Origin of the sequence: Mesorhizobium sp. LNJC391B00, assembly GCF_000502535.1 — a bacterium.
GTDB lineage: Bacteria > Pseudomonadota > Alphaproteobacteria > Rhizobiales > Rhizobiaceae > Mesorhizobium.
The window spans coordinates 428,866-446,482 of the sequence record NZ_AYWI01000001.1; the positions used below are offsets into that span (position 1 = coordinate 428,866).

Consider the following 17,617-nt stretch of genomic DNA (forward strand, 5'->3'; position numbering starts at 1 on the left):
GTGAGGCGTCCTCCGCTGCAGCGATGTCGCGGATTCCCGGAAAATCCAGCGTGTCACCTATCTATTGCGACTATCGGCGGCCGTGCAAGTCTTGCCCCAGCGGCAGGACGGCAAAGATTTGCCGTCGAAATCCTTCCCGCGACGCCGGCTCGGCAATGCCGTCCTGTCGTGTCGGTGGCGAAACCCAGGCTTGTGGATTTTTGGCTTACGATTGCTGCGATCAATGAAAAAATGCGGTCGTTAACAATCCCGTGATTAGCAGATTTTGCTATTTGTTTCTGCAGTTCGTCAAAGACCGAGAAATATTTTCTGCTTACGGTGGGGTAGGCAAACAGGGTGTTCCAAAGCCGGAAAAACGGTGCTTATATGCGCGCTTCGCGAGCCTATAGAGGGGCTTGGAAGAACATCAGGGAGTGCTCAATGAAAAAGAAACTGACTTTTGCAGCCGCGTTGCTGGCTGCAAGCGTCCTCGGCGGTGTGGCCAATGCCAAGACGCTGGTCTATTGCTCGGAGGCCTCGCCGGCCAACTTCGACCCGGGTACCACGACGGGCGGCAACGACTTCGACGCCTCGTCGCGCACCGTCTATTCGCGCCTGGTCGAGTTCAAGCATGGCGGCACCGAAGTTGTGCCCGGTCTCGCCGACAAATGGGAGATTTCGGACGACGGCCTGGTCTATACTTTCCACCTGCATCCGGGCGTGAAGTTCCAGACGACAGATTTCTTCAAGCCGACGCGTGATTTCAATGCCGACGACGTCGTCTTTTCGTTCGATCGCCAGTTCAACAAGGAAAACCCCTGGAACGGCGAGAAGTACCTGCCGAACCTGACCTGGGACTACTACACCGGCATGGACATGCCGAAATACGTCGCCAAGTGGGAAAAGGTCGATGACCTGACCGTGAAGCTGACGCTGACCGAGCCGAACGCGCCGATGCTGGCCAATCTCGGCATGGACTTCGCCTCGATCGTGTCGAAGGAATATGCCGACCAGCTGGAAAAAGACGGCAAGATGGCCGACTTCTCGACCAAGCCGGTCGGTACAGGTCCGTTCCAGTTCGTCGACTACCAGCTGGATTCGGTCATCCGCTATGCGGCCAACCCGGACTACTTCAAGGGCAAGGAAAAGATCGACGATCTCGTCTTCGCGATCACGCCTGACGCCACCGCCCGCATCCAGAAGGTGCTCGCCGGCGAATGCGATATCGCGCCCTATCCGAATCCTGCCGACATCGGCACGATCAAGGCCAACGCCGACGTGACCCTGATGGATCAGGCTGGCCTCAACATCGGCTATATGAGCTACAACACCACCATCCCGCCGCTCGACAAGCCTGAAGTGCGCCATGCGCTCAACCAGGCGATCGATCGGGAATCGCTCATCAAGTCGCTGTTCCAGGACGCCGGCGCCACGCCGGCCGTAAACCTGATCCCGCCGACCATGTGGTCGTGGAACAAGGACGTGAAGTCCGACGCCTATGATCCGGAAGCCGCCAAGAAGGTGCTGGCCGATGCCGGATTGAAGGAGATCCAGCTTTGGGCCTCCGACCGCGTCCGTCCCTACAACCCGAACTTCCAGCGCGCCGCCGAACTGATCCAGGCTGACTGGGCCAAGGTCGGCGTCAAGGCGGAGATCGTCAGCTACGAGTGGACGAAGTACCGCGAAGAAGGCAAGAAGAAGGAGCGTCCGGGCGCCTTCCAGATCGGCTGGACCGGTGACAATGGCGATCCGGACAATTTCTTCGCCACGCTGTTCGCCTGCTCGGCCATCGGCGTGTCGAACTACTCCAGCTGGTGCGACAAGGACTTCGAGGATCTGATCCAGAAGGCCAAGAAGACCAGCGACCAGGCCGAACGCACCAAGCTCTATGAAGAGGCGCAGGTTGTCTTCCAGAAGCAGGCTCCGGCCTTCCTCATGGCACACAGCCAGGTCTACGCAGTCGTGCGCAAGAATGTCAGCGGCTTCATGATGGACCCGCTCGGCATTCATCGCTTCGACGGCGTCGACAAGGCCGAATAGAACTGTTAGGCGGGCGGCGCGCAATCAGGCGCCGCCCGCTTTTCAAGATGCTCCGATATCTCCTAAACAAAATCGTCTTGGTGCTGCCGACGCTGATCGGCATCACCATCTGCGCCTTCGCTTTCGTCAGGCTGCTGCCCGGCGATCCCATTCTTGCCATGGCCGGCGAGCATGGCGTGTCGCCCGAGCGTTACGCGGAACTGAAGGAACAGTTCGGCTACAATTTGCCGATCTGGCAGCAATACGCGCATTATGTCCGCGATGCCGCGACCGGCAATTTCGGCGTGTCGATTTCGTCCAAGCGGCCGGTCATCGAAGATTTCATGACGCTCTTCCCGGCAACCATCGAGCTCTCAGTCTTCGCCATGATCTTCGCCATGGTGCTGGCCATCCCGGCCGGCATCATTGCTGCGGTCAAACGCGGCTCCTGGTTCGACCAGGGGCTGATGGGCACCGCCCTCGTCGGCTATTCCATGCCGATTTTCTGGTGGGGTCTGCTGCTGATCATCTTTTTCTCCGGCTATCTCGGCTGGACCCCGGTTTCAGGACGCATCGGCCTTCAGTTCTTTATCAAGCCGATCACCGGCTTCCTGACCCTCGACAGCCTGCTCTACGGCAAATGGGATGCTTTCCGCTCGGCATTGAGCCACCTGGTGCTGCCGACAATTGTGCTCGGCACCATCCCGCTGGCGGTGATCGCGCGCCAGACGCGCTCGGCCATGCTCGAAGTGCTGGGCGAAGACTATGTGCGGACCGCCCGCGCCAAGGGCCTGTCGTCGTCCCGCGTCATCGGCGTGCATGCGCTGCGCAATGCGCTGATCCCGGTGGTCACCACCATCGGCCTGCAGGTCAGTACCCTGCTCGCCGGCGCCATTCTCACAGAAACCATCTTCGCCTGGCCGGGCATCGGCAAGTGGATGGTCGAATCCATATCCAAGCGCGACTATGTCGTCGTGCAGTCAGGCTTGCTGCTGATCGCCCTTATCGTCATGGCCGTGAACCTGATCGTCGACGTGCTTTATGCCGTCATCAACCCGCGCATCAGGGCGGCATGATGAGCCAGTCGACCGAAATCGCCCCGATGGCCGCCGGCAACCCTGACCGTCTGACCGGCTTCAGGACCTTCTGGCACTATTTCTCGGTAAACCGCGGCGCCGTCATCGGCCTGTTCGTCTTCATCCTTTTGGTGCTGGCCGCGCTCTTTGCACCGCTGCTGGCACCCTATGCGCCCGACATCCAGGACAAGACAGCTTTCCTGCGTCCGCCGGCCTGGCAGGCAGGCGGCAGCATGGAATATCTGCTTGGCACCGACGCGGTCGGCCGCGACATGCTCTCGCGCCTGCTCTATGGCGCGCGTTTCTCGCTGCTCATCGGCGCCGTCGTGGTCACGCTGGCGCTTGTCGGCGGCATCACGCTCGGCCTTTTGGCCGGCTATTTCCGGGGCTGGGTCGACGTGGCGATCATGCGGGTCATGGATCTGATCCTGTCCTTCCCGTCGCTGCTCTTGGCGCTGGTTCTGGTCACCATCCTCGGCCCCGGCCTGTTCAACGCCATGCTGGCCATCGCGCTTGTCCTGCAACCCCACTTTGCCCGTCTGGTGCGCGCTGCCGTCATGGCCGAAAAGAGCCGCGAATATGTGGTCGCCGCCAAGGTCGCCGGCGCCGGCCATATAAGGCTTATGCTGCGCACCATCCTGCCCAATTGCCTGGCGCCGCTGATCGTCCAGGGCACGCTGTCCTTCTCCAACGCCATCCTGGAGGCGGCCGCTCTCGGCTTTCTCGGCCTTGGCGCCCAGCCGCCGACGCCGGAATGGGGCACCATGCTCGCCTCGGCGCGTGAATTCATCCTGCGCGCCTGGTGGGTGGTGACCTTCCCCGGTCTGGCCATCCTCATCACCGTGCTTGCCATCAACCTGATCGGCGACGGTCTGCGCGATGCGCTCGATCCGAAGCTGAGGAGGTCGTAATGGCGCTGCTCGACATCCGCAATCTCGTCGTCGAGTTCCAGACCGCATCCGGCCCGTTCCGCGCGGTCGATGGCGTCTCGCTCCATGTGAACGAACGTGAAGTGCTGGCCATCGTCGGCGAATCCGGCTCCGGCAAGTCGGTGTCGATGCTGGCTGTGATGGGGCTGTTGCCGTGGACGGCGACGGTCACTGCCGACGAGATGAGCTTCAATGGCCGCGATCTCCTGAAGATGAGCCCGGCCGACCGGCGCAAGATCGTCGGCAAGGACATGTCGATGATCTTCCAGGAGCCGATGGCCAGTCTCAATCCGTGCTTCACCGTCGGCTTCCAGATCGAGGAAGTGCTGCGCTTCCATATGGGCATGGACAAGGCCCAGCGTCGCGAGCGCGCCATCGAATTGCTGACGCAGGTCGGCATTGCCGAGCCGGCCGAACGGCTGAACTCGTTCCCGCACCAGATGTCGGGCGGCCAGTGCCAGCGCGTCATGATCGCCATCGCCATTGCCTGCAATCCCAAGCTTCTGATCGCCGACGAGCCGACGACCGCGCTCGACGTCACCATCCAGAAGCAGATCCTCGACCTGCTGGTGTCGCTACAGGTCAAATACGGCATGGGCCTGATCATGATCACCCACAATATGGGCGTCGTGGCCGAGACCGCCGACCGCGTCATCGTCCAGTACAAGGGCCGCAAGATGGAAGAGGCCGACGTGCTGTCGCTGTTTGAATCGCCGAAGAGCAATTACACCCGCGCACTTTTGTCGGCGCTGCCGGATAATGCCGTCGGCGACCGGCTGCCGACCGTCTCGGACATGCTGTTCGAACCGGCTGCCGGGGGCGTCTGATGAGCATCAAGGTCGTCGAAGGCAAGGACATCGTGCGCGACTATCACGTCGGCGGCGGCCTGTTTCGCGGCGCGCGCACCGTGCATGCGGTCAAGGGCGTTTCGTTCAGCGTCGACAAGGGCAAGACGCTGGCCATCGTCGGTGAATCGGGCTGCGGCAAGTCCACGCTGGCGCGCATCATCACGCTGATCGATCCGGCAACGTCGGGCGAGCTGTTCATCGACGGCAACAAGGTCGACATCGCAAGGAACGGCCTGACCAGGGAGATGCGCCGCAAGGTGCAGATCGTCTTCCAGAACCCTTACGGATCGCTCAATCCGCGCCAAAAGATCGGCGATGTGCTGGGCGAGCCGCTGCTCATCAACACCGACAAGCCGGCCGAAGAGCGGCGCGACCTCGCCATGAGGATGCTGAAGAAAGTCGGCCTCGGAACCGAGCACTACAATCGCTATCCTCACATGTTCTCGGGCGGCCAGCGCCAGCGCATCGCCATTGCCCGCGCGCTGATGCTGAACCCGAGCCTGTTGGTGCTTGACGAACCGGTCTCCGCGCTCGATCTTTCGGTGCAGGCGCAGGTGCTCAACCTGCTCGCCGACCTGCAGGACGAATTCCAGCTGACCTATGTCTTCATCAGCCACGATCTGTCGGTCGTGCGCTACATCGCCGACGATGTGATGGTGATGTATTTCGGCGAAGCCGTCGAATACGGCTCGCGCGAGGAGGTCTTCGCCGACCCCAAGCACAACTACACCAGGACGCTGTTCGCCGCGACGCCGCGCGCCGACGTCGCCTCGATCAAGGCGCGGCTGGCGAAGAAGAAGGCCGCCTGACCTCCCACCGAGAATTGTTTTTGAACAATCGGAAATGCGTCGCGGCGGTGGTTTGCCGGCAGGATTGATCGCGATCTGCGAGCTGCCCGGCGCAAGCCGCGTCGCAGGTTGGGGTGCGCCCCATCACTCACCCGCTCCGTGCTGGTAAAGCTCGTCCATGCTGAGCATTGCCAGGGTTGCGAAGGGGGCCTGTTTGTTCACCCGACCGCGGCTCAAGATCACCACGTCGTCGCAGAACGATATGGTGCTGTAATGATGACTGATGACAATGGTGGTGCGGCGGCCGGCCCGCGATTTCAGCGTCTCGACAATAGCGGCTTCTGACAACCCATCCACCGCACTGGTGGCTTCGTCGAGGATGAGAATATCGGGATCGCGCACCAGCGCCCGCGCCAGGGCGATCCTTTGCCTTTGTCCGGCTGACAGGTTGATGCCCCGGTATCCGACCAGCGTCGCGTAACCCTGCGGCAGGTGCTCGATGAATTGATGTGCCTCGGCCAGCCTTGCGGCGCGCATGGCGTCGCTGGCCGAGGCCGTGTCGTAGCCGTAGATAATGTTTTCAAAAATGGTGCCATCGACCAGTTCCAGCTCCTGACTGGCCAGGGCAATGTTCCGCCGCCACTGGCTTGGGTCGACTTCATCGAGCGGTGCCCCATCGACGAGGATCCTGCCGCTGTCGGGTTTGACGAAGCGGCACAGGAGATTGACGATCGTCGTCTTGCCGGCGCCCGAGCGGCCGATCAGCGCAGTCGAGCGGCCGCTGCGGATGTCGAACACCGCCTTATGCAGCACCGCCTCGCGCGCGTCGGGGCCTGACAGGGGACCGGAATAGGCGAAGCTCACATCATCGAAGCTGATCCCTTGGCGCAAGCCGTCGAACGGCAGGCTGCCCTGCGGCGCCTCGGGCTTGTCGGAAGGATCGAGCAGCCATTGTACCTCCTCCAGCGAGCCGCTCATGCCTTGCAACTGACTCCAGGACATCTGCAAGGCGCGCATATGCGGCTGCAGTCGGTAGAGCAGGATGAGGAAGGCGACGGTCAGCGGGAAGCTTACATTCGCGAGCCAGGCTCCGATCACCACCGCCAGGAACAGCATCGCGTGCAACACCTCGGTCAGTGGCGGTAAGACGCCCTGGCGGATTGAAAGCACGAAAGCCGCCCGCCGCACCCCGTCGGACGCTTTGGCGAAGACTGCCTTTTCGCGGTTCTCCTGCCCGAAGATGCGAATTAGGCGCCCGGCATGCACCAGATGCAGCATCTGCGACGCCAGTGCGCTGTTGCGCGAGACGACGCTGCGGCTCGGCGCCTTCAGATTGGACGACAAAACCCCGTGCGCCAGCTGGACGAGCGCCAGCCCTAGCGTCACCAGCAGCGTCATCTGCCAAGAGAGGAGCAGGAGGAAGGCGAGCAGGATGACGGCGGCCGAGGCACTGACGATCGCGCCGAGCAGGGCCTGGATAGCGTCGGATGCTCGCCACGATTCGTTGGAGATGATGTTGAGCAGCCGCCCGGGGCTTTGCTGCAGGAAAAAGGGGTAGCCGACCCTGAGCAACTGCTCCGACAGTGCGCTACGGATCGAATAACCTGCCTTGCCGTAGATGTAGCTGGTCAGCAGCGTGTTGGCGAAGGCAAAGACATTTTTCAGTACGATCGAACCGAGGATCGCGGCCGAAATGGCGATCAGCCGCTGGCGCTCGCCGAGGTCCGCTCCAACCTGCTGGAGGAGGGCGGAGAAACCGGCCATGCCTGATGTTTCGCCACGTCCCATAATGATGCCGAGCAGCGGAATGATGAGACCGATGCCGAGGCCTTCCAGCGCGGCGCCTGCAAGCCCGAGCCCCACCACGACGGGAACGAGCCGCAACAGCCTGCCACCAAGCGCGCGGCGCAGCATTGGCAGGGCTGACGGAATCAGTGACATTATCGCGCTCTGGCCTCCGCGTTGGCTTCGCTGGCTTGTCGGTCGTGGCGCAGCGGCAGCCGTTTTGGCCATCCCATCATGACGAGCAGCGCAAATCTGGCGGCACCTGCCAGATTCATAACGACAATAGGCCAGTGCGACAGATCGAGGTCGCGGTCAAAGCGAGGACGGCCCGCCAGTTCCCTGAACGCGGCCCGCGCGGACCAATAGACATGGCGAAGCAGCCAAGGGGCGTGGCGGACATGTTTCAGGCACAGCGCACCATTACCGAGGCTATAGTCGCGGTGCAGCCTGTCGATCGATTTGCGGTCTCGCCGGCCGTGATGATGCAAGACCGTCATGTCGGGCACATACTCGACCGGCATGCCGAGCAGCATCGCCCGCACGAGATAATCAGTATCTTCAGCCGAGCGTAGCGGGCCGCCAGCGCCGAAGCGTTCGTCGAACGAGCCGATGCGGGCCGCGACGTCGCGGTGCATGGTCATGTTGCAGCCGAGCACGAAGCCGCCGGGGTGGACCGCCGGGGTCAGCCGCTCGCTTGCCTCGCGGAGCTTTATGGTGAAGGGCAGGTCCCGGGCATCACCGAGCTCGACCCGGCCGCCGCGGATCAGCCACTTCTCGCCACTCCGGTAGTGCCGCTCCAGGTCGCGGAGATAGTCGCGGTCGAGCTTGCAGTCGTCGTCGACGAAGACCAGCACGCGGCCTCGCGCTCGCGCCAATCCGGCATTGCGGGCAGCGGCTAGTCCGGGGCGAGTCTCCGAGACGGCTGTGACTGGGATGTCGGAAGTTTCGGCGATAGCGGCCAGCCGCTTTGACGTGCCGTCCCGTGAACCATTATCGACCACCACCAACTCTGCCGCGAAGGTGGCGTGCACCCGGCATGCCGCCTGGATCGAGGCTATGCAAGCCTCCAGCACAGCGGCGCGGTCGCGCGTGCAGACGATGAAACTGACCTCGAGCGACGGCCGCTCCGATCGGGGAGATGTCGGGACAGGCGCACTCGCAAACTGGTGATCGCGCAGGAGCGGGTGGGGCCTGTCGGTCATACCAGTCCCCGCTGATAACGCGCAAGCACCGCTTCGGCCGGCGTGGTTTTGAAGAAGTAGGCCACCGCGTCCGCCCGCTTTCCGGCCCTTATCGAGAGCAGGCTGAGCCAAGGCGCCCAGACGCCGGGACGCAGCGCATATTGTTCGCGGCGCCGGATGAAATTCCATCTCGCCGTCCGCGTGAGCAATTCGTGGGTCAGCGGCGGTTCTCCTTCGTCGCCGACGAGTTGGTAGAGGAAATAGAACAGGTTCAGCGCGCCTGCCTCGAAGCTTGGCCGTGTGTCGGTCGGCAGCTCGGAAATCCGCTCTTCGAGCGCACGGATGAAATCGGCTGCGCGCGAAACCGTGTCGAAAGAGACGGCCTCGCCGATGTCGCGCAGATCCGCTGTGGTTTCCGCAAGCCCCTCACGCTCGAGATTTTCGGCCACGATCCGCAAATGCGTCCTGCGCATTTCCTTGGCATGCCGCATGGTTACGCTTCCCGGATGGATGCGATAGACGAGCAGGCTATCGGGCAATATGGTCGCCGGGAAACGGCCGGCAAGCCGTCTGAAGAGATCAAAATCCTCGGCATGTCTATATTTGGGATCGTAATAGAGATCGTTGTTCCCAATGACATTCCTGTTGTAGATCACCGTCGGATGTAAGAATATCGTAAAGAACATCGACAATATGTCGAGCCGGCCGAGCCGGAACACCGGGTCTAGCCTGCCTTTGGCGATACGGCCGTGAAGCAAGGTATCGACGCAGGCGCCGCAGAAGCCGAGATCGGGCCGCCGCTCGAACAGTGCGACCTGGCGCGAGAGGCGCCGGGGATAGGCGACATCGTCCGCATCCATTCGCGCAACAAGCTCGCCCTGGGCCAGTCGTAGCCCTTCATTGAGGGTGGCGACGAGGCCGCGGTTCTCACGCGAGATGACAGAAACGCGATTGTCTGCCCGGCGGTATCGTTCGAGAATCTCGAGCGAGTTGTCAGTCGATCCGTCATCGATAGCGATGACCTCCAGGCGATCGTAGTCTTGCCGCAGAATGCTCTCCAGCGCAGCGGTGAGATAAGGCCCGGCATTGTAGACCGGCAGCAGGACGGAGACGAGCGGCGCGGTGGTCATCTCTGCGCATCCGTTCGCCGGAGTTCGAGTGCGGCGCGGCCATCGGGGGATCCGCCGGGATAGGCGTCCGCCGCCCTGCCGAGCCAGCCGGCATCGCCAGAGCGTGCCTGGGAGCGGCGGCGCGCTACATAGGGGAAGCGGCGCTTGAGGCCGTTGAGCGGCTTTTCGAAAGCCGTCCACGAGATCGAAGCGACGGCGATCGTGGCGGCGCTCGCGACCAGGAAACGCCCTGGCCCCTGCTCCGAGACATTGAGCGGGATCCAGGGCTGTGACTTGACGGCGAGCGACAGAAGGATCGGATGGTAAAGATAGACGCCGTAGCTGATGCGGCCCAGTGACAGCAGCGGTGGCAGTTCGAAAACCCTGCCGAGGACGCCGCCAAGGCCGGCTGAACAGGCGGCGACAAAGGCCACCAGCGGCACCAGGGGCAGGATCTGCAGCAACGCCCAGCGGGCCCATTCCAGCATAGGATCGGCCGGCGCAGGGATAAGCCACTCAATCGCCAGGAAGACAGCCGCAAGGGCTGGCCAGCCTAGCCGCATCCATTGCGGCAGGCCGGCGCCTCTGGTCCGCCGGCAGGCAAGCAAAGCACCAAACGCCAGCGCGTCCATCGATGCTGGCGGCAGCAGGTCGCGCGCTAGCGCCGGGGTGGCGGTGATCGGCCAGTAGAAGCGATAGGCCAGCGACAACAGGATGACGCCGATAGTGATCGCTTCCACCCGCCGGCGGGGTGCGAGAAGCACGACCAGCGGCCAGGCGATATAGAACTGCTCCTCGATGCTCAGGCTCCAGAAATGGCAGAGTAGCCAGGGCGTCCATTCGTTGCGCAGCGCGTACCAAAAATTCGACAGGTAAAGCGCATGCCAGACGAGCGATCCACTGGACTGCTCCAGATCGGTCAGCCAGACGAACCCAAGCACGGCGAAATAGGGCGGGAATATGCGCAGCGCGCGCCTGATGTAGAAGGAACTCAATGCAGGGCCGGCTTTGAATTCGGCCGCGGCGCGCGCTTCGAGCAGCAGTCGTGTGATCAGGAAGCCGCTCAGCACAAAAAAAAGCCGCACCCCGATGTGGCCCCAAAAGGAGGACCCGTTGGGTGCAAGGAAATGGGAATAGAGAACCATCGTGACAGCGATGGCGCGCAGAGCGTCCAACTGATTGTCACGCGCGACCGCCATCAGCCATTTCCGCCGGTCTGAAATCTCCGATGAAGCCAGCGGCCCTGCATTCCGGGCCTCAGGTCGAGGCCTGCCAGCGTCGAGAGTGCGCCGACAACATCAAACCCCCGCCTTTTGCGCGGGGCAGCCTCGAAATCGGTGCTGGCCAGCGAAAAATTCAAGCTGATCAACTTGGCGGAATCCTCCACGGCGCACTTCCCAGTACCAAATCCCCCAAGAAATGGTGCAACCGGGCAATGGTGCAGTGCAACACAAAATATCTATCGAGCTGTAATATTTGTGTGAGTTAGTGCTAAAAATGGGTATGATTTGCGAGTGCGTTGCGTCGCTGAGGGTTTTTCACGTCCGCAATGCTGTACGAGAAGTGGTACCATGTCAGAAAAGACACGGTTTAATTACACAACTATAATCCGGAGTGTCTGATATAGGTCAAAATTGACGAAGATTATTCTAAGATAGTGGTTTTGTATCTTATAAATTATGCTTGTATTGTCGGGTTCTCTAGGCTGTCGATCTTGCGCGATGCAGCATAGTCGATGGTCAAGCGTCTGACGACGCAATCCTGTGGCGGCGGCCATATGGCGCATGTCGACGAGGCAGACAGGAAGTGCCGGTGTTGGCGTAGGGAGTGACGTGCATTAGCCTTGCACCTGCCGTCACGCTTGCGTCGGATGGAGAACTGGTGCCGCTTAGGTGACTCGAACACCTGACCCCATCATTACGAATGATGTGCTCTACCAACTGAGCTAAAGCGGCCCGGGAAGCGCGAGGTTCCAGGATCGGCTGGGTGATAGACTCAACCGGCCGCTAATTCAAGATGGGCAACCGCGATTTCGAGCCGGCATCCGGCAATTCGTCCCGGCATTTTCCATTGGCGCGCAATGAGCCACCGCCTCATTTGCTTTTTCGGCTACGCGGAGACGTCGCGGTGGACTGCGCACAAACTGCCCGGCAAGGCGGCAAAACGGACTGATTTTATTGCCAAAACGCATCGAAATGGGCCTTGAACAGGCCTGTAAGGCAGAATGCGGGCGCTCGCCCGTTGATTGATTGGTCGCCTGCGGCTAACGATCATGGCAATGTAAGCGAACGGACAGGGGAAATTCGCTTGGACGCGATCGAAAAAGCGATCCGCAACGCCTTCGAGAAAGGCAACGCCGAGGACCGGGCATTTCGCGAGAGGGTCTATCGGTCGGCTTTCGCGGCGCTCGACCGCGTGCTCCAGGCCAATCCCGGCGTGACGGTGGAAGCCGCCATCAAGCGCCGCAAGGCGGTGCAGGAAAAGATCGCCGAGATCGAATCCGAATTCCTGCCCGCGGTCCCCGATGTCGCCGCGCCGACGCAGAGCGCTGCGCAGACGCAGAGCGCTGCGCAGACACAAGATACCGCGCTGACGCAACGCGTTGCGCAGCCGCAAGACGCCGTACAGGGCGCCGCCGAAGCGCCCGCGGTCGATGCCCCGACAGGTGTCGCGGTCGGACCGTCGCCGGCGATCGTCGTTGATGGACCGGTTCAGCCCGAGGCATCCGACGCGCCGCGTTCGCGCGTGCTGCCGGTCGTCCCCGACATCATGCCTGACGCCACGCTGCCCGGCGCCCCGGCGATCGATATGGCCGATTCCGCGCCGGCCGAGGCCGCGGCGGAAGTGGCGCCTGACCGCGATGAAAGGCGGATAAGGGGCCGCCGCCTGCCGCTGACGGCGATCTTCTTTGGCGTGACGTTGCTCGCCGCCGCCGGCATCGGCCTCTATTTCGCCGTGCAGACCGGGGTCTTCAAGACGCCGGCGCAGCTCGACACGGCGCCGCCCGAAGCGCCGCCGACCGTCGACGATGACGACTTCACGCCGCCTGCCGATACAGCTGAGCCGCAGCAGCCTGGCGCGCCGCAGCAGCCTGGTGTCGCCGAACAGACGCGCGACTGGATCAACGTGTTTACACCCACCGATCCAACGCATGTGGCGACCCCGTCCGACGCCAAGGCCGATGTCGTGCAGGACGACACCGGCTCCTTCCTGCGCATCCGCTCCGGTGCTTCCGGCTCGGCCATCAGCTTCGATGTCGGGCAGGGCGTGCTGGAGAAGCTTGCCGGCAAACATGCCGTGTTCGACATCGTCGCCCGCGCCGAGGACGGCAAGGACACGCAGATCTCCGTCGACTGCAATTTCGGCGATCTCGGCGATTGCGGCCGCAAGCGCTATGCGGTCGGCCAGCAGCGTAACGAATATCTGTTCGACGTGAAATTCCCCGACAAGCCCCCGGGCGCCGCCGGCAGCATCGCCATCAACTCCGACTTCGACAAGCAGGGCAAGGCGGTCGACATCTACGAGATCCGCGTTTCGATCGAACCGTAAGCGCCGCCTAGCGATCAAGCAGCGCCTGCAGCGTCTCGATGCGGTCGGCTTCGGCGGTCGGCTTGTCCCAGCGCAGCCGTGAGATGCGGGGAAATCGCATCGCAACGCCGGATTTGTGGCGGGTCGAACGGTTGAGACCTTCGAACGCCACCTCCAGCACCAGGCCTTGGCTGCGGTCGGCGCGCACCGAGCGCACCGGGCCGAAACGCTCGACCGTATTGTCGCGGACAAATTTGTCGATCTGCTTCAACTCCTCGTCGGTGAAGCCGAAATAGGCCTTGCCGACCGGCACCAATTCCTCCGCGCCTTCCGGCCCCGACCAGACGCCGAACGTATAGTCGGAATAAAAGCTCGACCGCTTGCCATGGCCGCGCTGCGCATACATCAGCACAGCATCGACCGTGTGCGGATCGCGCTTCCACTTGAACCACGGCCCTTTCGGCCGTCCCGCGAGATAGGGCGAATCCCAGCGCTTCAGCATCACGCCTTCGATAATCGGGTGCGGCGGCGCGCGGCGCAGTTCCTCCAGCGTTTGCCAATCCCGGAATTCGACGAATGGCGACAGATCGAAACGGTGCGGGTCCAGCGTTGTGATGAAGGCCTCAAGACGGGCCCGCCGCTCGCGGAAAGGTAGCGCGCGCAAATCTTCGCCGTTGATCTGCAGCGCATCGTAGCAGCGCATGAAGGCCGGGTATTGCTGCTGTATCTTCGGGGCCACGCTCTTGCGATTGAGCCGCTGTTGCAGGTCCGAAAACGTGCCGGTCGCCGCGGGCTCGCCGACCAGCAATTCGCCGTCGAGCGCGGCGGAAAAATTCATCGCCTGGGCGAGATCGGGGAATGCGCCGGACACATCGTCGCCGGTGCGCGAACAGAGCCGGCGCACGCCGCCCTCGCACACCGCCTGAACGCGGATGCCGTCCCATTTCCATTCCGCGGCATAGGCGGCCGGATCGAGCTTTTCGAGGTCGCCGTCGCCGACCGGGTTCGACAGCATCACCGGACTGAACAGGGCAAGTGCGGTCCGCTTCGGCTTCTCGGCCTTGCCTTCCAGCCACGCGAACAGCGAGATATAGGGCGGCGTCAGCCCGTGCCACAGCTCCTCGATCTCGGCGACATCGACCTTGCCGAAATCGGCCAGCGCCTGTTTGGCCAGCCGCGCCGAAACGCCGATACGCAAGCCGCCGGTGACGAGCTTGATGATGGCAAAGCGCGCCGAAATGCCGGCGCTGTCGAGCAGCCCGGCCAGCACCTTGGGTCCGTCCGAGCGGCTCGCCGCCTGCAGCTTCGCCACGACATCGCCAAGCGTCGGCTCCCGGTTGGGGATATGTCCCGGCGTCTGCGGCCAAACCAGCGAGACGGTTTCGGCAAGGTCGCCGACATAGTCGTAGGAATAGCCGAACAGCACCGGATCCATGCGCTCGGTGACCAGCGTGCGCAGCATCGCCGGCTTCACCGCCGCAATGTTGAGGTCGCCGGTGATCGCCGCCAGTGCCAGCCCGCGGTCGGGGTCCTCGACGCTGCGGAAATAATCGACGAGCAGTGTCAGCTTGCCATTGCGCGACGGCGTCAGCACCAGGCGGTCGAGGAGTTCGGCGAAACGGTTCATGCGTCGCCCCACGCCAATGGTGAAAACCGGCGCGAGGCACCCCCCTCTGGCCTGCCGGCCATCTCCCCCTCAAGGAGGGAGATCGGATGTCGCGCCGGCCTTGGCCAATCTCCGATATTGGCGGAGATGAGCCGGCATTGGAGCTGCCAATATGCCCCCTTGACGGGGAGATGTCCGGCAGGACAGAGGGGGGCGCAACGGGTCGCGGCGCTGGTGATCACCATCAATCGCCCTCGTCCTCATAGCCCACAAGGTGCAGTGGCCTGGCGGCGATGCCTTCCAGCTCGCACCAGCGCACCAGCGCTTCCTCGCGGCCGTGCGTCACCCAGATTTCGCCGGCGCCCGTCTCCTTGACGGTAGCGGTCAGTTCATCCCAGTCGGCATGGTCGGAAATGATCAGCGGCAGTTCGACGCCGCCTTGCTTGGCGCGCTGGCGGATGCGCATCCAGCCCGAGGCGAAGCATGAGATCGGGTCGGGAAAGCGCCGCGCCCAGCGGTCGGCGAAGGCCGATGGAGGGCCGACAACGATGGCCCCGGTGAAATCCTGCTTGCCGCCGCTGTCGACGGTTGCCGGCTCCAGCGTGCCGAGGTCGATGCCCTGGCTCTGGTAATATTCGCTGAGCTTGGCCAGCGCGCCGTGGATATAGATCGGCCTGTCATAACCGGCATCGCGCAGCAGCCGCATCACCCGCTGTGCCTTGCCCAGCGCATAGGCGCCGACCAGATGCGATCGCTCGGGAAACTGCGCCGCCGATTTGAGCAGCCGGGCGATCTCCTCCGTGTCGGGCGGATGGTGAAACACCGGCAGGCCGAAGGTCGCCTCGGTGATGAAGACGTCGCATTGGACCGGTTCGAACGGTGCGCAGGTCGCGTCCTTCTGGCGCTTGTAGTCGCCGGAGGCGACGATGCGCCTGCCCTTGTGCTCGACCGCGATCTGCGCCGAGCCCAGCACATGGCCGGCCGGATGGAAGGTGACGCTGACATCGTTCAGCGCCATCGCTTCGCCAAGCACGGCCGCTTGCGTTGTCCCGGCAAAATCCTCGCCATAACGCAACCCCATAATGTCGAGCGTCTGCTGCGTCGCCAGCACCGAACGATGGCCGGATCGGGCATGGTCGGAATGGCCATGCGTGATCAACGCCCGGTTGACTGGCCGCACCGGGTCGATGAAGAAATCGCCGCATGGGCAATAAAGGCCTTCAGGCCGGGGATGAAGCAGTTCGCTGGCGCGCATCCACTCAAGATAGTGGCTAATTCCAGCGCGGGAAGCCTGTTGCAAGAGACTGCTGACTCGGCCTACAGCCAGCCACCGGCCGCATCAGCCGGCGGGGCCATCGCCATGCAACCGCTGAAAATCTCGTCCGGCGACCTGACCGCCGACCGTCGCGCCGATTATGCCGAGATGCTTTTCGGCTCGGGCGAGCACGCGGCAGCGGCGGAGCTGCTGCTCGGCGCGCTGGAACTGGCGCCGCAATGGGCGGCGGGCTGGTTCCGTCTTGGCGAGATGCAGGAGACGGCCGAGCGGCTCGACGTGGCGGCTCAAACCTGGGCGACGGCGCTGAAACTCGACCCGGCGGATCGCCTTGGCGCTGCGCTGAAGCTGCAACTCATCGGCAAGGCGCCGGCTGCCGCAGCGCCACCCAGCGCCTTCGTCGAGACGCTGTTCGACCACTATGCCGAGACTTTCGAGGACTCGCTGGTCGACAAGCTCGGCTACCGGCTGCCGGAGTTTCTCGATCGCGCCATTCGCGCGGCAAGACCGGGCCGCTTTTCGCTGGCGCTCGACCTTGGTTGCGGCACCGGTCTGATGGGCGAGAAACTGCGGCCGGTCGCCGAACGGCTGGAGGGCTACGACATCTCCACCGCCATGCTGAAAAAGGCCCGCGCCAAAGGCGTCTACGATCTGCTCGCCAAGGCCGATCTGCAGCATTTCGCCTATGCCGGACCGAAAGCCGATCTGGTGGTGGCGGCCGACGTGTTCATCTACGTCGGCGCGCTCGATCGCGTGATGAAGACCGTCGCGGGCATTCTGGCCACCAATGGCCTGTTTGCCTTTTCCGTCGAAAAGCCAGCCAAGGGCGGGGCGGGCGGCGACGCCGGTTTCGCGCTGCAGCCGTCTCGTCGCTACGCCCATTCTCAAGCCTATGTCGAGCGGGTGCTTGCCGCAAACGGCCTGTCGGTGCTGTCGATGCAGCCGACCGTCATCCGCTGGGATCGCCGCCAGCCGGTCGACGGGCTTGCCGCGCTGGCGGTGCCTTCGTCCAAGGGTTGATGTCTCGTCTTGTTCGAAAACGTGAATAGGATTTTTGCGGCTGGCGCGGCATCAGGTAGGATACAAGCCGGGAAAAGCCCTCGGCAGGCATTGAGGAGGAACACATGCGCTGGAACATGATGGTCTTGGTGTCTTGCCTGGCAATGACCGGCTGCATGGGCAGTTCGATGTCGGAGCGGCAGGACCAGGACGTGCAATCGTCGCTGCAATATGACAACGTGCCTTGCGACCAGTTGCTGGCGCAGCGCAACGAACTGGCGCAGCAATACCATCTATCGACGGACGCCAAGCCGAGCTTCTCCAATCCAGCGATGGGCTTCGGCCCGTTCACGCCGGATATGCGCTCCAAAAGCAAGCGCGATACTGATCTGGCAAGTGGCAAGATCGACGCCATGAACCGCTCGATCGTCCGCCGCGACTGCGGCAAGCCCAACAAGCAGAAGAAGTTCACCCTGCCGAGCTGAACCTGAACTTCC

General features: G+C 62.9%; 15 protein-coding genes and 1 tRNA gene. 8 read left to right on the forward strand and 8 right to left on the reverse strand.

Features of this window, described 5'->3' with window-relative positions:
- Positions 1 to 420 precede the first annotated feature (420 nt).
- From X750_RS160690 to X750_RS160670, 5 genes are read left to right on the forward strand one after another with little or no spacing between them, the layout of a single operon-like run.
- A complete protein-coding gene (locus X750_RS160690) occupies positions 421 to 2,019 on the forward strand; it encodes an ABC transporter substrate-binding protein (protein WP_023669491.1) in 1,599 nt (532 codons plus the stop codon).
- A gap of 47 nt (positions 2,020 to 2,066) precedes the next feature.
- A complete protein-coding gene (locus tag X750_RS160685) occupies positions 2,067 to 3,074 on the forward strand; it encodes an ABC transporter permease subunit (protein WP_023669492.1) in 1,008 nt (335 codons plus the stop codon).
- 26 nt (positions 3,075 to 3,100) lie between these two features.
- A complete protein-coding gene (locus X750_RS160680; RefSeq protein WP_050485757.1) occupies positions 3,101 to 3,985 on the forward strand; it encodes an ABC transporter permease subunit in 885 nt (294 codons plus the stop codon).
- Positions 3,985 to 4,830 (forward strand): ABC transporter ATP-binding protein, encoded by an 846-nt coding sequence (locus X750_RS160675; protein ID WP_023696764.1) that lies wholly within the window; start codon positions 3,985 to 3,987, stop codon positions 4,828 to 4,830. Before X750_RS160680 ends, X750_RS160675 begins: the two co-directional genes overlap by 1 nt.
- On the forward strand, positions 4,830 to 5,660 hold the full coding sequence (locus tag X750_RS160670) for a dipeptide ABC transporter ATP-binding protein (protein ID WP_023682050.1): 831 nt from the start codon (positions 4,830 to 4,832) through the stop codon (positions 5,658 to 5,660). The genes X750_RS160675 and X750_RS160670 overlap by 1 nt, the downstream gene beginning before the upstream one ends.
- A 123-nt stretch (positions 5,661 to 5,783) precedes the next feature.
- Here X750_RS160670 and X750_RS160665 read toward each other — a convergent pair whose 3' ends face one another.
- From X750_RS160665 to X750_RS160640, 6 genes are all read right to left on the reverse strand, one after another.
- Complete coding sequence (locus X750_RS160665) at positions 5,784 to 7,580, reverse strand: ABC transporter ATP-binding protein (RefSeq protein WP_031242497.1); 1,797 nt, start codon at positions 7,578 to 7,580, stop codon at positions 5,784 to 5,786.
- Positions 7,580 to 8,626, reverse strand: coding sequence for a glycosyltransferase (locus X750_RS160660; RefSeq protein WP_023738159.1), 1,047 nt, complete (start codon positions 8,624 to 8,626; stop codon positions 7,580 to 7,582). The genes X750_RS160665 and X750_RS160660 overlap by 1 nt, the downstream gene beginning before the upstream one ends.
- Positions 8,623 to 9,735, reverse strand: a complete 1,113-nt coding sequence (locus X750_RS160655; protein WP_023746670.1) for a glycosyltransferase — start codon at positions 9,733 to 9,735, stop codon at positions 8,623 to 8,625. Before X750_RS160655 ends, X750_RS160660 begins: the two co-directional genes overlap by 4 nt.
- Positions 9,732 to 10,913 (reverse strand): acyltransferase, encoded by a 1,182-nt coding sequence (locus tag X750_RS160650; RefSeq protein WP_023746671.1) that lies wholly within the window; start codon positions 10,911 to 10,913, stop codon positions 9,732 to 9,734. Before X750_RS160650 ends, X750_RS160655 begins: the two co-directional genes overlap by 4 nt.
- A complete protein-coding gene (locus X750_RS160645; protein ID WP_023669500.1) occupies positions 10,913 to 11,101 on the reverse strand; it encodes a hypothetical protein in 189 nt (62 codons plus the stop codon). Before X750_RS160645 ends, X750_RS160650 begins: the two co-directional genes overlap by 1 nt.
- A gap of 492 nt (positions 11,102 to 11,593) precedes the next feature.
- Positions 11,594 to 11,669, reverse strand: a tRNA-Thr gene (locus tag X750_RS160640).
- A gap of 352 nt (positions 11,670 to 12,021) precedes the next feature.
- On the opposite strand from X750_RS160640, the gene X750_RS160635 reads away from it, so the two are divergent.
- Positions 12,022 to 13,263: a hypothetical protein gene (locus tag X750_RS160635; RefSeq protein WP_023712594.1), complete on the forward strand. Its 1,242-nt coding sequence runs from the start codon at positions 12,022 to 12,024 to the stop codon at positions 13,261 to 13,263.
- Between the two features lie 7 nt (positions 13,264 to 13,270).
- Here X750_RS160635 and X750_RS160630 read toward each other — a convergent pair whose 3' ends face one another.
- A complete protein-coding gene (locus X750_RS160630) occupies positions 13,271 to 14,869 on the reverse strand; it encodes a cisplatin damage response ATP-dependent DNA ligase (protein WP_023746672.1) in 1,599 nt (532 codons plus the stop codon).
- A gap of 223 nt (positions 14,870 to 15,092) precedes the next feature.
- Positions 15,093 to 16,103, reverse strand: a complete 1,011-nt coding sequence (locus X750_RS160625; protein ID WP_023746673.1) for a ligase-associated DNA damage response exonuclease — start codon at positions 16,101 to 16,103, stop codon at positions 15,093 to 15,095.
- Positions 16,104 to 16,208: 105 nt separating this feature from the next.
- On the opposite strand from X750_RS160625, the gene X750_RS160620 reads away from it, so the two are divergent.
- Positions 16,209 to 17,141 carry a methyltransferase domain-containing protein gene (locus X750_RS160620; RefSeq protein WP_023746674.1) on the forward strand — a complete coding sequence of 311 codons (933 nt, stop codon included), beginning with the start codon at positions 16,209 to 16,211 and terminating at the stop codon, positions 17,139 to 17,141.
- A 104-nt stretch (positions 17,142 to 17,245) separates the two neighbouring features.
- A complete protein-coding gene (locus X750_RS160615; protein ID WP_023669505.1) occupies positions 17,246 to 17,605 on the forward strand; it encodes a hypothetical protein in 360 nt (119 codons plus the stop codon).
- Positions 17,606 to 17,617: the final 12 nt, after the last annotated feature.